Source organism: Vibrio sp. 10N.286.51.C3 (assembly GCF_003050065.1).
Taxonomy (GTDB): domain Bacteria; phylum Pseudomonadota; class Gammaproteobacteria; order Enterobacterales; family Vibrionaceae; genus Vibrio; species Vibrio crassostreae.
Map to the genome: position 1 here is coordinate 1 of NZ_PIGC01000008.1, position 15,339 is coordinate 15,339.

The following is a 15,339-nucleotide window of genomic DNA, read 5'->3' on the forward strand; positions in this document are numbered from 1 at the left end:
CACTTCACCATCGATAGAGATACCGTTGTCATCCCAGAAAGCAACTAGCTTACCAAGACCTAGCGTACCCGCTAGAGAACATGCTTCGTGAGAGATACCTTCCATCAGACAGCCATCACCCATGAATGCATAAGTGTAGTGGTCTACGATGTCGTGGCCTTCTTTGTTGAACTGTGCCGCTAGCGCTTTCTCTGCCATAGCCATACCAACAGCGTTAGTGATGCCTTGACCTAGAGGACCAGTCGTTGTTTCGATACCTGGTGCGTAACCGTACTCAGGGTGACCTGGAGTCTTAGAGTGCAGTTGGCGGAAGTTCTTAAGATCTTCAATTGAAAGCTCGTAACCTGCAAGGTGAAGCAGAGAGTAAATCAGCATAGAGCCGTGGCCGTTAGACAGGATAAAACGGTCGCGGTCTGCCCACTCTGGGTTTGCTGGGTTGTGGTTTAGGTGAGAACGCCAAAGTACTTCAGCGATGTCAGCCATACCCATAGGTGCGCCTGGGTGACCAGAGTTTGCTTGTTGTACGCCGTCCATGCTTAGAGCACGAATAGCGTTAGCTAGATGTTTGCGATTCATAAGAACTTCCGAATAAAAATTAAGAAAAACAAAATTGATAAAAGTAGGGGAACTGAACGTTCCCCTATTTGTAATTGGTAAGAGTGATTACAGCTTAGCTGCGATCATGTCTTCTAGTTTGCCTTGGTCAACGGCGAAGTTGCGGATGCCTTCAGCTAACTTCTCAACAGCCATTGCATCTTGGTTGTGATCCCATAGGAACTCAGCGTGAGTCATCGCGGCTGGACGCTCTTTAGTACCGTTAGAGTCGATTAGCTTCTCTACTACTTCGCCTTCTGCTGCTTCTAGGTCTGCTAGAAGTTGAGGTGCGATAGTTAGACGGTCACAACCAGCAAGTTCAAGGATCTCGCCGATGTTACGGAAGCTTGCGCCCATAACAACAGTCTTGTAACCGTGGTCTTTGTAGTAGTTGTAGATATCTGAAACAGAGATTACACCTGGATCTTCTGAAGCTTGGAAATCACGACCTTCTTTCGCTTTGTACCAGTCCATGATGCGACCTACGAAAGGAGAGATTAGGAATACGCCAGCTTCAGCACAAGCACGAGCTTGAGCGAAAGAGAATAGAAGCGTTAGGTTACAGTTGATGCCTTCTTTCTCTAAGATTTCAGCTGCGCGGATGCCTTCCCAAGTAGAAGCCAGTTTGATAAGGATGCGGTCATTAGTGATGCCAGCGTCGTTGTACATTTTGATAAGTTGACGAGCTTTAGCAACACTGCCTTCCATGTCGTAAGAAAGACGAGCATCTACTTCTGTAGAGATACGGCCAGGTACAACTTTCAGGATTTCTTTACCGATGTTTACGTTAAGCATGTCGCAAGTGTCTTGAACTTGCTGTGCTTTGTCATCGCTTTGCGCTTTAGCGTATTCGATAGAAGCATCGATTAGAGGTGCGTACTCAGCAATTTGAGCAGCTTTAAGAATTAGAGATGGGTTAGTTGTTGCATCTTCAGGAGTGTACTTGCTGATAGCTTCGATATCGCCAGTGTCAGCTACAACAGTTGTTAGTTTACGAAGTTGCTCTAATTTATTGCTCATTTTGATCATCCTATGTATCGCATAACACCTCATTAATGGGAGAGGTGTGGGCATTTGCAAGCTAACTAATGAAGTTCTCAATGGTTGTACCAGTGAGCCAAACTTACATTAATTTAAATTTTTCTCCGAACGAACATTTGCACAGAACATTTGATCGTTCGATGAGTAAATGATGTAGCCATATTTATCCGATCTAGCACCAAAGTCAACGGTAAATAGTCCTGTATGGTGACTTCAGTCAAATATATTTCGCTCTAGTAATCATGGGGTATGCAGGCAAACGTTTAACGGGCATGGAGAGGTGAATTAATCAACAATAAAACCAAGGCTATCACTGTGAACAAATGTTCCTTGTTGTTACATATGTTCACGGTGTAAACTTGTGTATCACTTGCTGATGCATCGAACATTTGTTCTCAAAGCAGGTAAAATAATTGTTAAATATAGGTTGCGTGGTATATGAGTAAGAATATCCAAGATGTTTCCGAAGAAAACACTGATCTCCTCACTGAAGTGGCGGTAGCTTATTATCAGGATGGCGCGACACAAGAAGAGATCTCCAAAAAGTACTCTATCTCTCGTGCAAAGGTTGGTCGAATGCTCAAACAAGCCCGAGACGAGGGTATTGTTGAGATCACCGTGAAGTACCATCCAGTATTCAGTGCCAAGATAGAACAACGCTTGATTGAGCGCTTTGGTGTGAAACGTGCGCTCGTGGCACTAGATCAACCGAACGAAGAGAAGCAGCGACTTCAAGTTGCAGGTTTAGTGTCTAACTACCTAACCAGTAAACTGAAAAACGGCATGGTGGTGACAGTAGGCCAAGGTCGTAACGTATCTTCTGTTGCTCACCATACTGGTGTAATTACTCCTCGTGATTGTAAGTTCGTGTGTGGTATCGGCGGTATTCACCCAAGAGGCGGTATGTTTAATGCCGACCATATATGTAGGCAGTTAGCCAAAAAATACGGCGGCTCGTCTGAGACCTTGTATGCGCCCGCTTATGCAGAAAACAAAGCACAAAAAACCGCATTCATGGAAAACAGTACCGTTAAGCAAACACTCGATCTAGCCAGAAAAGCAGACGTTGCTTTGGTCGGTATTGGTGATATGAGTGAAAACAGTTATATGGTCGACTTAGGTTGGTTTACTGCGGGTGAAGTTGTTCAGTCTCGCTTATTACAAGGTGTCGTAGGTGACTTCGCGGGTTATGACTTTTTTGATGTACACGGCAAAGCAGCAAACACAGTAATGAGTGATCGAGTCATAGGCTTAGGCTTAGAGGAGTTTCGCCCAATAGCGGAAGTTATTGCTATCGCAGCAGAGAACAGTAAGCCATTAGCTCTCTTAGGTGCACTAAGAACAGGTGTGGTTGACGTGATTGCGACTAGTGTAAGTAACGCATTGACTGTGCTTAACCTAGATGAACAAATGAAGCATGCTGAGTTTAAATGAAAGTCGCTAGAATATAATCGTCATTGAATGAAAGGGAGCCAGTACCGACTCCCTTTTTCTATAAAGCAACGACACTACAATTCTAATGACATCACAAACATCACTTCCTTCCCGCTGCTTGATTCACTAATTTGCTGCCATACTCTGTTCTAGATTTAGCTTAAACAGATCGATAAATGAGCGAGTTTTTTTCGATAACGAATTCGCGGAAGGGTAGATCATGGTCAAACTTAATTTAGGGAAAACAACCTCTGGCAAAACATGTACTAGGTTGGATTCATCCCCTGATCGCGTTAGATAGATATCTGGAAGAAAGGCAATCCCTTGGTGTTGTAACGCTAACTTGAGTAAAAGGTTTAGATCGTCGGACTTTAAATGGATTTGAATGGACTTATCAAGAAAGTCAGCGCTGTATCTATTGGACAAAATACGATGGAGCTTTAAGTCATTTAAGCTTTCGCAGAAGGGATGACTATCAAGGTACTGTTTGGTCGCGATGAGCCTTGAGCCATAATGTAGCAAGCTAAACTGAACATAACTATCGTCGATGATCTCGACGGTATTAGGCAGTATCTGTAGGTCAAGCCCCTGGCGCTTTAAGTCCACGGAATCTTGGTAATTTTCAATTTCGATTTGCACATTGGGAAACTGTGCTGAATAGTCTTCGATAGTGGAATTAAAAATACTAGAACTCATCAAAGCTGACGGAATGGCTAGGCGCAATAGGCCATTGAAATCCCGCTGACTTTCCTGCAACGCTTCGACTCCCTGCTCAATGTGATAAACCTGCTTAGCCACCAATTCGTACAAGTGCTTCCCAGCCCCAGTTAGTTCAATATTCCGTGTGGTACGAATCAAGAGCTCTGTACCTAGAGAGGATTCTAACGCTTTTAAGCGGCGGCTGACCTTTGAGCGCTGCATATTATTTGCCTTAGCTGCAGCACTGATCCCTCCATGAAGTACGACTTGGGAAAATAGTCTGATATCGTCAAAACTTGCTTTCATTGTCCTATTTTTAGCTCAAGTGTGGGCTCTTTATGAGCATACCAGATAGATTTTATTATGACTATAATTGCACAAAAATCTTTTCGGTTAGGATGTAGCATGAAGCAAAAGCAAGTATTTAAGCGCACTATGAAAATTTTGGGTAGCGTATTTGTTGTCTTATTTGTGTATTTAATTATCGCGGATCGTCGAGCTCCTTTCACAACAGAAGGACGTGTTTATGGACAAGTTGTGCAGATAGCGCCAGAGGTGACAAGTCGAGTCATACGAGTATTCGTTGAGAACAATGAGGTGGTTGAAAAGGGCGACGTGCTATTCGAACTGGACTCGAGTCGATACCAAATAGCGCTGGAGCAAGCTGAGTTATCATTGAAAGCGGCAAAAGAACAAGAACGTTCTTTATATGCTCAGAAAAAGATGGCGATAGCGAGCATATCTAGGGCCGAAGCCAGTTATAAAAATGCACAAACAGACTATCTACGAATTGCCGAGCTTGCCAAAAATCAAGCAGTGTCGGCATCATATCTAGACAATGTTTTTAAACAGTACCAAGTTGCAAGCTCGGTACTTGAGATTGAAAAGCATAACCTTAGCACTTTGGTCGCTCGTTTAGGAGAAGCGGGTCAGCCAACAACTGATGTATTGCTGGCTGAAAATAGAGTTAAGCAAGCACAGCTTGATTTAATGAATACCACAGTACGTTCACAAAGCGATGGTGTCGTTACTAACCTACGTTTAGAAGTTGGAGCAATGGCGACAGCCAATATGCCGTTGATTACATTAATATCTGATGGTTCTATGTGGGTCGCGGCTGATTTTAGAGAAAAGTCTGTGGCGCATGTTCAAGAAAGCTATCGAGCGCTTGTTACGTTTGATGCTCATCCCGGACAGATATTTGACTATCGCGTCGCGAGCCGAGATTTAGGTGTTGCTTCCGCTCACCAAACCCCAAACGGTACGTTAACTCAAATTGAAGGGAATAACCGTTGGGTACGCGATGCGCAACGAACAAGAATTAATCTACAGAGTGACGGTGTGTTGCCGAGCCCACTATTTGTTGGTTCTAGAGCGACGTTAGCCTTGTACTCAAACGATAATCGCTTTTGGGGGTTTGTCGCTAAGATGCGTATCCGTTTGGTTAGCTGGTTTCATTTCATCTATTAGGCGGTCGCGATGAAGACGTTTCGAATATGGTTTGGTTGTTCATTCGGTTTAGCCATAAGTATGAGTATGGGCTGGGAACTGGGCTTTTTGGCGATTCTGCTGCCCCTTTTTATACTTAGCCTAAGTGATAGCTTGAACCTACCTCTGTTGTTGATCATTGCGGCTAGTGCACTTTGGTCAATAATTCAGGCTAATTTACTATGGGGAGCTTTCGGAAGTTATCCCTTTGCTTTGTTGATCGCTGTAGCGGGAGTATTTCTCTTTAAATGTATTGCGATGACAAAAAAACAAACCTTTATTATCGGGTATATGGGATTGATTGCGATATCTATTTTATTGCATCTAAGTAGTTACGACTTTATCGATATAGAAGAAATATCAATCACGATTGGCGTGTATTGCTTTATGAATATTGTTATCTGCTCTATGGCATATTGGTTATTCCCGGACGCGACAGACAAGAACCAACAGCCAGAAGAAACAGCACTGCCTATTCAGTACGATGCAACGCAAATCATGGTGATTTGGGTTGTCGTGATGCTGTCTTTTATCGTATTTCAAGTTGTTGATCTTTATGACTCATCGGCTGCATACGCATCAATACTTGTAATTTTGGCACCTTTAACTTGTTCAGGTGCAGTGCAAATGGCCAAAGTGAGAGTGATTGGTACAGCGCTGGGCTGTATTACAGGATTGGCTGTGCAATTGATTCTTGGACCATGGTACGAAAATGCAATTTTGTATTGGTTATTATTCACAATTGCTATGGGGCCATTCTGTTATTGGCACACACAAGGTAAATTAAAATCTGCCGTTGCCTCTGCCGGGATGGCTTCATTAACGGTACCTTTGACAACTGCTTTAACCCCAAGTGAGCAAGACGCTATTTTTTCTATTTTATATAGGTTTAGTTCAATTTTTATTGCAGTTGTCGTCAGCGCTTTATTTATTTTGTTGATGCAAAAAATACTTGAATATAAAGCGTTAGATAACTCCCCAAGTTTGAAAGAGAAACGATAATGACGCCACATTATGCGGTAGTTATTACGCTGTTACTGATACTCGTCACGTCTGGGTGCGCGCAAACCCCTGAGCGAAACATCTCCTTAAAGTCTGAGCAGATAAATCCCCTTAATACTCCTGGGTTGAGATTTTGGGATGAGTCTGTCAACTCTGCTGATAATTACGATATCGATAACGCGATAGATTCATTAGTTGAGCACAGTAACCTGTCTGGACAGGTGAATCATCTTGCTTTGTCTGGGGGCGGGTTTGATGGAGCTTTCTCTGCTGGTGTTTTGAATGCATGGACCAAAAGCGGTACTCGACCCGAGTTCGACGTGGTCACGGGAGTTTCAACCGGTGCAATTGTGTCGGTGTTTGCCTTTTTAGGAAGTGATTACGATCAAGCACTAGAGTACTACTATACGAGAACGTCAGCTGAAGAGATGTTTAAGCGTAACTCGATTTTTAAGTTACCTTTTCGTAACTCAATGGTGGATGTGAGTGGCTTTGAACGCAAAGTGCGTCACGCTGTCGATGTCACTATGCTTAATCAGCTTGCTCTTGAGAGAAGTAAAGGGCGGTTATTGCTGATAGCAACAACCAGTTTAGATAATCAAAAAATGGCAATTTGGGACATTGGAAAAATAGCGCAGATCGGTACGCCTGAAGCACAGTATTTGATTCAAGATATTATTATCGCGAGTAGTGCTGTACCAGGCCTGTTCCCTGCGACTCGAATTGTGTTGCCTTATGAAGGAGGAACGCTAGATGAGTTGCATGTAGATGGTGGCGTGTCACGACAAGTGTTTCTCATTCCTCAAGGTTTTCAAACACCTTTGGCGTCAACGTCAAGAGACGTAAAAAGGAACATCTACGTCATACGTAATGGTTTCCTGAAGCCAGAATTCGAAGAAGTGGAAAATGGTTTAGCGTCAGTCTCTTACCGTGCTTTATCGATTTTGATTCGCCGGCAAAGTATTGGTGATATAGAACATATCTATAATTACAGTGAGCGAAATCAGATTGGCTTTCATCTTGCTTACATAGACGATGATTTTTCGAAAGATAACCTTAACTCGTTTAGCCTAGAGTATATGCAAAAGTTGTTTGCGTACGGATATCAAAAAAAGATAGAGAGTGACTTATGGAGCCAAAATTTACCGAATCCAGATTGAGTGAGCTTTAAATGCATCTATGGTTTTTGGGGAAGCATAGATGTAAATCTACTTTCCCCATCTGCTTGATTCAGCCAATGTCTAGAGGTTTGAATCGTGACGCTACTCGTTAACTTTCGGATTTTGTCAGCTCGACTTCCTTTGCTAAATCTGGAGATAAAAACTCACACAGCTCATCGTAAGGAATAGGGCGAGAGAAGTAATAGCCTTGCATTAAGTCACATCCACACGCCTTTAGAATCGCGAAGTGTTCGTTTGATTCTACGCCTTCAGCCAATACCACCATGCCAAAGTTCTTGCCGATTGCTATGATGTTTTGAACCATAGTTAATGATTGCTGATCCACCGCAATATTTTCAATAAAGCTTTTATCGATCTTAAGTTCATCGATAGGGAGTGCTTTCAACATACTCAGTGATGAATAGCCAGTACCGAAATCATCTAAAGAGATCTTTATATTCTTCTCTTTGAGGGCTTCAAAAGTCGGTTTCACTAAAGTTACATCTTCAATGAACAAGCTCTCTGTAATTTCTAGCGTTAAACAGCTAGGAGAGAGTTGATACTTTTCTAGTGTCGCGAACAGGTGCTCAGAGAAAGATTGATGAGAAAACTGACGAACTGATATGTTGATCGACAGCCCGATCTTTTGTTCCGTTGTTCTGTGCAAGTGGGCGATCTGCATAATGCTGGACTCAATAATAAAAGTACCCAGTTTTTGCATTAAGCCTGTGTTCTCAGCAACCGGTATGAAGACATCTGGCGGTACAAAACCCAATTCGTCATCAATCCAGCGAACGAGTGCTTCTACACCATGAATACTTTCATTTGCACGAACTAGCGGTTGAAAAACCATGAACAGCGTTTGTTTCTCGATAGCGATGCGTAGCCTTTGTTCTACTTTCATTTTGTAGAGGTGCGCATCTTGCATTTCCGTTGTGAAAATACTGTATGAGTTTTGCTGTTGTTTCGCTTTGTACATCGAAATATCGGCAGAACGTAATAAACTGTCTAGATCTTTCCCGTGTTCAGGGAAACGAGCTACGCCGATGCTGCAACCTAACAAAAACTGAGCGCTTTCAACTTCATAAGGTTGAGAAAGTACTTCAATAATACGCTTGGCGAGTCGTTTTACCTCAGCTTCATTCGACAATGGCGTTAAGAACAAAAACTCATCGCTTGATTCACGTACTAAGAGGCTGAGTCGAGATCGGAATCGCATCAAACGCAAAGCTATTTGTTTGAGCACCTTGTCGCCGAAGTCGTGTCCGTGGGTATCATTGACACATTTAAAGTTATCGATATCAATAAACAACAGCGAGAACTGCTCTGACTCATCCTCAATCCATTTACCAATATTTTTACGCATGTACAAGCGGTTTGGTAGAGAGGTTAATGGATCATGGTTAGCCTGATAAATGAGTTGGCTACGAGTGCGCTGTTCATTCTTGGCAATCGACTTAACCAAAAAGTAGAAACCAAATTGAAGAAAAATAAAGGCAACGAAAAGAATGCTGAACTCTTGTATAAATATGCTATCAACGTGAGTTAGATCCGTGCGTCCAACCACCCATAATTTGTAGTTTGGGATGTATTTTGCGCTCATTAAAGAGTGGTATTGTTCATCGTCGACGACAAAAGAGTAGGTTTCTTGCCCATTCATCGCTTCTTGCACGCTGATTCCGAAGTGGTCGGTAAAGGTCCGTGCAATACGTTGTAGGACATCTTTGCCTACTGGAGAGGAATATGCACTCTCAGATTCGATATCACTCGAATAAAACTGGCGATAACTGTCTGTTCTGATCAGGCTTAGTGTATTGAAACTTCCGGCGTGAGCATTATTTTCAAATACGATCGTGGCGTCTAACCGCAGCCCTGCGGTCATTACTGCATCGATTTTATTACCATCGATCGAAATGGATTTTCTCAGCGGGATAACCAAGCTATTCAACGACTCTTGAAAATAGGTACGGCCAAGCACCATGCTACTGCTTGATAGGGCGTCTAAAAAGGAGTCTTTCGTTGGCGCGTATTGAAGCAAGTTCCTTTGATTCGCAAGTTGGAGATTTGAGCTGATCGAGAGGTAGTCACCGTCGGTGTTCAACAAGCCAAACGCTGCAATCGCAGGGTGAGTATCTAGCAGTTTATCCAGTATTGGTCGAATTTGAATGGAGGCAGTACGAGTGAAGTCAGACTGCTGGGCGAGTTGGTGCCCAACCACTTCAAGCAGTGCCTCTTGACTGGTCAAGAGTGAGCTTACAGAGCTAGAAAAAAGCTCGACTTGGATATGTTGTTGTTGGGTGAAGTCATCTCTGTTGGCTTGCCATTTAGTTACGCCCAACGCGGCGAAAAGTATCAGGGTCAGTAGTACGATCAACGCGTACAGCGACCAGATATTTTTCTTAAATAGAGCCATGAGATGCCTTTTGTTGGTTACTACTTTTAACAGAGTGCAAGTGACAAACTATTGGGTCGTCAGCGTGATTCGTGCAACGAAAGATACAAACATCAATGATGACAGTATCAATGATTAAATAGTGTAACGACTACGAGCAGAGATTCTTGAGTGAAATATTATTATTCACCACATTGATAACGATTTACCCAAGATTAATCACGGTTTATGGTCAATAAATCGCTATAGATTAAAAAGCAACCGAGTAAATCCAGATTTGTTTTCAAACGACGTAGCATTACCGCAAAGCAAAGAGCTTACTGTGTGAGACGTTAAGTCATCACTACGAGTAAGCTCTTTATGCATGCGCAGTATATTCTAACAGTGGCATTAAGCGAAGTTGAATTACCTTTTAGTCACAGTGATGGGTAATTTCTCGTTAGCGCCCCATTCAGTCCATGAGCCATCATAAACGCCCATTTCACCTGAATATCCGGCCAGTTTAGCGGCTAATAATATGATGCAGGCTGTTACTCCAGAACCACAACTAAAGAACATCGGCTGAGAAGGGGTTAATTGCAACGTTGAAAAGATATCGACGAGCTCTTCTTGAGGCTTTAACTTACCGTTATCGAGCACTTGGGCAAATGGTAGGCAAATCGAATTCGGTATATGGCCACTACGTAAGCCTTCACGTGGCTCAGGAACTTCTGAATCGAAGCGAGCTTGAGAACGAGCATCGACAATGTTTGCGCTTTTGGCAGTGGAGTAACCTTCAATCTGCTGAGCAGTAACAAAATAGTTGTCTTGAATATTGCCTTCAAAATCACCCACTTTTACTTCGGTTCGATAGTCAGTCTCGGTCGCGTAACTGGCTTCGATCCAAGCTGGCAAACCGCCATCTAAGATGTATACGTCGTTGTGTCCCATTGCCATAAACATCCACCACGCACGAGGGGATGCGAAGGTTCCTGAGTTATCGTAAACCACAACCGTACTGTCTTGATTGATGCCAATTTCTTTTGCGCGAGTGTTGAAGTGTTTTTCGGTCGGGAACATGTGAGGAAGCAAAGTGTGCTTGTTACAAAAGTCTTTATTGTAGTCAAAACGAATAGCCCCAGGAATCATTTGTCCTTTGATCTTTTCTGACTCACTTGGGATCTGAAATTCGATACTGGCATCTAGGATTATAATGTTGTTTTCTTCTAGCAAACGTTGTTGAAGTTGTTCTGGTGAAATGAGTGGCTGAGTCATTCTTCTTATATCCATTCTTGTTGTTATATCGACGACTAAGGCGCTGTTCTACAGTGGATGAACTGATAGCTGCTTTGTCCGGTTATTTGATTGTTTAATGTATCAAGCGCGACCACAGAATCAAGAGGGCAGTCTGTTGTTGGTGGAATGGAAACGCGAAATATCTCGTTGTTTTGAGTTTCAACCGTGAGGTAGCGCCTATGTCCGTCTAGTGACTGAGTGAGCGTGTTAGAAATCACTTTGGCTTCAATACGTTGCCCCGTCTGTGACGTTAACGGGAAATGGGTAAGAGCAACTAATACGCCGACACCACACATTAATATAAGTAGACCTATTTTTAACTGTTTCATGAGAGTAAGTCTTTGAAGGTTATCTTGAAAATATAAGTTAGATTCGAAGTAAAGTGAATGAACGCCTATCAGATAATTTTCGCTGTTATTAGTGTGGGGCGATTAAAAAAGTGAGCATTGCTGCTCACTTTTAGTTGCTGATATTCGAAGCTAAACTTTCATTACCACACGATCTGAGAGTTGCTGCTCGATACTACTTTTTGTAGAGGTGGCTGCCCATCGTAAAACCAAATCTCAACAAGAAGTGAATCGTGGTTGACTGGGCTAGAGAAGTTAGAGGCGAACACACCATTGTTTAATGATCCTGCAATCACTTTGCTTGAGTAGTCTGGTTTCAATGTCGAGTCGTCACGAGCACTAAAACGGCTATACACGGTAACAAATGAACGGTCTGTTGAAATACTACTGATGTCGATGTCGATATCAAACTGCTCTACAGAGCTGTAATCAAAACCATCGGGTACCACTAAATCACTCATAGTGTAAGTTGGTTCCGCTGCTGCACTGGCTACTGGAGACGGTGATGGCGTTGCAGTTACTGGCGTTGCAGGTGTCGCCGGTGATGATGGTGAAGGAGAAGCCGTGCTGCCACCACCGCCACCTCCGCCCCCACCACAACCTGCTAGTAGGAGTGGGGCTGTAGCTAAAACTACGGTCATTGTTTTCTTCATGTTCCAAGAGCTTTGTGCAGACATATTATTTTCCTTAGAGAGGTTGCTTCTCAACTCAACGTTATGATGTTCGCGATTAGGTTTATCTTTGATACTCATGACGTCTCTCCTTATGGCTCGTAACATTGGTTGTCTGCTGGTGATGTGTACCAAGTTTGGTTATTGTCACCACCTGACTCTGCCCACTGCTTAAACTCTGGGTAAGCAGTTACGATATCAACGTATTCTTGTGGCCATTCCCACTCTTCTGTTGACGTGATAATCAGTGCCCAAGGGTGGTTTTCTGCTGTTTTGAAATATTTACCTGTTGCTGGGTCGCTATCATCAACACCGATTCCAGAATCAAATAGGTTCACAGTGTCAAAGGCCTCGGTTGGTGCTTGGTCTGGCAAGTGAACTTCCCAACTACGCCCTGGGTGCATCGGTAGGTTGTCGCCGTGATAGTAGCCCGGTGTTGCAAAAATGAAGGGGTCGTAAGGCATGTCTGTCCATGACGCAGTACTCACACCGTCGCCTGATAAGTTGATACCGATTTGGAATGCGAACTGTTCATCTTCTTTACAAGCGTTGCTTGTACGGTAGAAGGCGCATGAAGTATTCGCTTTTTCAGACAAGTCTTCAGCGGCGATAAAGATAGCTTCACTACGACCGTCTTCCATACCTAAATCGGTGAATACGCCATTGTGTTTCATGTATGAGTTAACGGTATCTACCGAGCTTGGTGCAAGGTTTGGTAGGCGAATCGCAAAGCCATTTTTGTAGGTTGCCCCCACAGCCGCTAGGCGACCATCGATGGTAGACTTAACAACCTTACCGTCTTTTAAGATCTCAGTGATGCGATACATGATAACGGCATCATTCATGTCATAGTCGGCTTTATAAGGCCAATTGTCTTCATACGCTAGGGTGGCGTAGCCAGAAGCACTTGGGAAGTAACGAGCCGTTGCGCCATCATTAAGAACATCGACTTGAATATCGACCACCTCACCAGAGGTAGAACCACCAAAGTAGCTCAGGTTAGTTTGTTGGCTGAATCTGAATCGAGCCCAAGTGGTACCCGTTAAGGCATTAATATCGACATTTAAGAATAAGTCGTTCTCACCGGCCGCCAATAAGTAATCGGTAAAGACTTGTTCGTTGGCGCCGTCGAAGCTGCCGTCTTGGTTCCAATCTATCCAAGCTGAAAGATAGCCCGTTGTTGAAGCTTCAATAATTACTTTCGAATCGAGGCCAGCTTCAAGTGCGGTTACGAAGCCGATACCACCATTCGTCCATTCGTCATCAATGCCGACGCTTTCATCCGATTGTGGAGAAACGTATCCATCCAGATCTGCATCTGGTGCATCTGTCCCTAACCATGTGACACCATCGAGTTCATGTCGAGGACCATTACTCGCTAGTAGAGTTAGGTAGCTGTCTGGCGCGTCACCGAAGTCGATGTTTGAATCTTCATCAACAACAGGTGCGTTGGCACAACGAGCACCATCGTTTTGACCAGAAGCTGGGCCATTCGAAACAAATTCAACGGCTGGAACAATACCTGCCGCGATATTGGCAGCGTTGTCTGGAGACAGGTTGATACGGTAAATTTTACCGTCTTGATTTCGCGATACGTAGTAGTAGCCATTGACATCAAAATAGCCAGCACCGAACGTACCTAACTCGCCGGTGTCGCCGATATAGGTTTCGGCACCAGTTGTAGGGTTGAAGCTGTATAAGCCACCAGAGTTATTATCGATACCATATAGAGAGCCATCGCTTGGGTGGAAAGCGAAATCAGTTAATTTCACTGTTGCTGGGCTGCCTGCGATTTTGTTAACGGTAACTGTCGCATTTGGATCAGAATCCAAAGGTGATAGATCAACCGTGAAGAGCCCTTTACCAGTGCGGTACAGGTAGTAAACATGATCGTAAACGTCACCCACATAGAAGGTATGGTCTGTCGGCAGTCCACTGGTGTTGATGACTTCTGCTTGGAAATCCTTGCCTAGGCGCACCAAGCGCTTGTTAGTGGTGTCATAACCGTAGATGTATCTGTCTTCGAAGTCGAAACCGACACCATTGATGTTAGCGTTCATCCCCGTGTCGTCTTCGAGAAGGGTCGTTGAACCAGTCACTAGGTTAACGCCCCAAACTTCCACAGGGGTGGATTGAAAGAGGTATGCCTTACTCGGGCAAGTATCGAATGGCGCTGCGTTGGCGACCAGTGGCGCGCTTAATAGCAAACTTAACGTTGTAATTCTCATATCTACATCCTTGTGATGGAAGGTCTAGATACTTAGTCAAGTAATGTGCCATTTTTAAGCTTATGATTTTATATGTTTTTATTTTTGATAATTCAAGTTCTTGTTGTTTTCTCAAAATGAGAATTCAAATGAAACTAATCCCTTAATAATTATTTCAAATTGATAACCCTGAGTAGAAGCTAAACTTCAGGAATACAAAAGCCCTGACTTATAGTCAAGGCTTAGGCTCTCGATAAGAGGAGGATGGTTTAGTCTATCCACACACCGAGCAATTAGGCATTTTCATCAAATTCATCTCACGCCAGCTGTGCGACATCGCATCGAGTATCAAAAGCTTGCCTTGCTTTGGTTGCCCGAATTTAGCAATCACCTTAATCGCTTCTAGAGCTTGCGCCGCGCCTACCATGCCAACAACAGGTGCCATTACACCCGCTTCAACACAGCTTAGTGCGGCGTTGCCGAATAGAGCACTCAAGCACTGATAACACGGCGCGTCGGCGTCTTGATAAGTGAATACGCTAATCTGACCTTCCATTCGAATCGCAGCACCAGAGACTAATGGTGTTTTCGATGCGTAACATAGGCGGTTCAACTGATTACGTGTTTCGACGTTGTCACTGGCATCAAGAACAAGAGAGTGAGTTTCAATCAACTTTGCAAGCGCTTGATCATCAAGCCTGTGGTCGACAGTTTCAATTGTCAGATGAGGGTTCAATACCTGCAGCGACTCAGCGGCAGAATCGACTTTCTTCTTACCAATGTCAGCATCGGCGTGAAGGACTTGTCGCTGTAAGTTTGAAAGCTCGACAATATCATCGTCGATCAGTGTCAGCTTACCAATCCCCGCGGTCGCAAGGTATTGAGCAGAGGCACAACCTAAGCCTCCAGCCCCTAATACTAAGATTGAGCTCTGCTTTAGCGCTTCTTGGCCTTCAAAATCAAACTGCTTAAGGATGATTTGGCGGTTGTAGCGAAGCATCTCTGTGTCAGACAGTATTTCCATCAGTG

Annotated in this window: 12 protein-coding genes and 1 pseudogene; 4 read left to right on the forward strand and 9 right to left on the reverse strand. The window is 43.7% G+C overall.

Annotation, left to right across the window (positions count from 1 at the left end; translation table 11 throughout):
- Together CWO27_RS10285 and tal are read right to left on the reverse strand one after the other, a co-directional pair.
- Positions 1–576: pseudogene (locus tag CWO27_RS10285) on the reverse strand (transketolase); the annotation flags it as partial.
- 87 nt (positions 577–663) lie between these two features.
- Positions 664–1,614, reverse strand: coding sequence for a transaldolase (tal, locus tag CWO27_RS10290; RefSeq protein ID WP_102432957.1), 951 nt, complete (start codon positions 1,612–1,614; stop codon positions 664–666).
- A gap of 459 nt (positions 1,615–2,073) precedes the next feature.
- Here tal and CWO27_RS10295 point away from each other — a divergent pair, with 459 nt between their 5' ends.
- Positions 2,074–3,069 (forward strand): sugar-binding transcriptional regulator, encoded by a 996-nt coding sequence (locus CWO27_RS10295; protein WP_107898935.1) that lies wholly within the window; start codon positions 2,074–2,076, stop codon positions 3,067–3,069.
- Between the two features lie 126 nt (positions 3,070–3,195).
- On the opposite strand, the gene CWO27_RS10300 is transcribed toward CWO27_RS10295, so the two are convergent.
- Positions 3,196–4,074: a LysR family transcriptional regulator gene (locus CWO27_RS10300; RefSeq protein WP_102432958.1), complete on the reverse strand. Its 879-nt coding sequence runs from the start codon at positions 4,072–4,074 to the stop codon at positions 3,196–3,198.
- Positions 4,075–4,173: 99 nt separating this feature from the next.
- Here CWO27_RS10300 and CWO27_RS10305 point away from each other — a divergent pair, with 99 nt between their 5' ends.
- From CWO27_RS10305 to CWO27_RS10315, 3 genes are read left to right on the forward strand one after another with little or no spacing between them, the layout of a single operon-like run.
- A complete protein-coding gene (locus tag CWO27_RS10305; protein WP_102432959.1) occupies positions 4,174–5,238 on the forward strand; it encodes an HlyD family secretion protein in 1,065 nt (354 codons plus the stop codon).
- Between the two features lie 9 nt (positions 5,239–5,247).
- Positions 5,248–6,258: a DUF2955 domain-containing protein gene (locus CWO27_RS10310; protein WP_048659976.1), complete on the forward strand. Its 1,011-nt coding sequence runs from the start codon at positions 5,248–5,250 to the stop codon at positions 6,256–6,258.
- On the forward strand, positions 6,258–7,418 hold the full coding sequence (locus CWO27_RS10315) for a patatin-like phospholipase family protein (protein ID WP_065676218.1): 1,161 nt from the start codon (positions 6,258–6,260) through the stop codon (positions 7,416–7,418). The genes CWO27_RS10310 and CWO27_RS10315 overlap by 1 nt, the downstream gene beginning before the upstream one ends.
- A gap of 109 nt (positions 7,419–7,527) precedes the next feature.
- On the opposite strand, the gene CWO27_RS10320 is transcribed toward CWO27_RS10315, so the two are convergent.
- The 6 genes from CWO27_RS10320 to moeB all read right to left on the reverse strand — a co-directional run bounded on the left by CWO27_RS10320 (position 7,528) and on the right by moeB (position 15,334).
- Positions 7,528–9,831 carry a putative bifunctional diguanylate cyclase/phosphodiesterase gene (locus CWO27_RS10320; RefSeq protein WP_107898936.1) on the reverse strand — a complete coding sequence of 768 codons (2,304 nt, stop codon included), beginning with the start codon at positions 9,829–9,831 and terminating at the stop codon, positions 7,528–7,530.
- A gap of 384 nt (positions 9,832–10,215) precedes the next feature.
- Positions 10,216–11,064 (reverse strand): sulfurtransferase, encoded by an 849-nt coding sequence (locus CWO27_RS10325; protein WP_102432961.1) that lies wholly within the window; start codon positions 11,062–11,064, stop codon positions 10,216–10,218.
- A gap of 35 nt (positions 11,065–11,099) precedes the next feature.
- Complete coding sequence (locus CWO27_RS10330) at positions 11,100–11,414, reverse strand: hypothetical protein (RefSeq protein WP_102432962.1); 315 nt, start codon at positions 11,412–11,414, stop codon at positions 11,100–11,102.
- A gap of 161 nt (positions 11,415–11,575) precedes the next feature.
- Entirely contained in the window at positions 11,576–12,184 is a 609-nt protein-coding gene (locus CWO27_RS10335) for a hypothetical protein (protein ID WP_102432963.1), read from the reverse strand.
- Between the two features lie 11 nt (positions 12,185–12,195).
- Positions 12,196–14,331: an LruC domain-containing protein gene (locus CWO27_RS10340; RefSeq protein ID WP_102432964.1), complete on the reverse strand. Its 2,136-nt coding sequence runs from the start codon at positions 14,329–14,331 to the stop codon at positions 12,196–12,198.
- Between the two features lie 253 nt (positions 14,332–14,584).
- Positions 14,585–15,334, reverse strand: coding sequence for a molybdopterin-synthase adenylyltransferase MoeB (gene moeB / locus CWO27_RS10345; RefSeq protein ID WP_048662564.1), 750 nt, complete (start codon positions 15,332–15,334; stop codon positions 14,585–14,587).
- Positions 15,335–15,339: the final 5 nt, after the last annotated feature.

What these genes read in the sequence shown, in the direction of transcription:
- tal (WP_102432957.1), bottom strand. Translation starts at nt 1,614, where the DNA reads ATGAGCAATAAATTAGAGCAACTTCGTAAACTAACAACTGTTGTAGCT.
- CWO27_RS10295 (WP_107898935.1), top strand. Translation starts at nt 2,074, where the DNA reads ATGAGTAAGAATATCCAAGATGTTTCCGAAGAAAACACTGATCTCCTC.
- CWO27_RS10300 (WP_102432958.1), bottom strand. Translation starts at nt 4,074, where the DNA reads ATGAAAGCAAGTTTTGACGATATCAGACTATTTTCCCAAGTCGTACTT.
- CWO27_RS10305 (WP_102432959.1), top strand. Translation starts at nt 4,174, where the DNA reads ATGAAGCAAAAGCAAGTATTTAAGCGCACTATGAAAATTTTGGGTAGC.
- CWO27_RS10310 (WP_048659976.1), top strand. Translation starts at nt 5,248, where the DNA reads ATGAAGACGTTTCGAATATGGTTTGGTTGTTCATTCGGTTTAGCCATA.
- CWO27_RS10315 (WP_065676218.1), top strand. Translation starts at nt 6,258, where the DNA reads ATGACGCCACATTATGCGGTAGTTATTACGCTGTTACTGATACTCGTC.
- CWO27_RS10320 (WP_107898936.1), bottom strand. Translation starts at nt 9,831, where the DNA reads ATGGCTCTATTTAAGAAAAATATCTGGTCGCTGTACGCGTTGATCGTA.
- CWO27_RS10325 (WP_102432961.1), bottom strand. Translation starts at nt 11,064, where the DNA reads ATGACTCAGCCACTCATTTCACCAGAACAACTTCAACAACGTTTGCTA.
- CWO27_RS10330 (WP_102432962.1), bottom strand. Translation starts at nt 11,414, where the DNA reads ATGAAACAGTTAAAAATAGGTCTACTTATATTAATGTGTGGTGTCGGC.
- CWO27_RS10335 (WP_102432963.1), bottom strand. Translation starts at nt 12,184, where the DNA reads ATGAGTATCAAAGATAAACCTAATCGCGAACATCATAACGTTGAGTTG.
- CWO27_RS10340 (WP_102432964.1), bottom strand. Translation starts at nt 14,331, where the DNA reads ATGAGAATTACAACGTTAAGTTTGCTATTAAGCGCGCCACTGGTCGCC.
- moeB (WP_048662564.1), bottom strand. Translation starts at nt 15,334, where the DNA reads ATGGAAATACTGTCTGACACAGAGATGCTTCGCTACAACCGCCAAATC.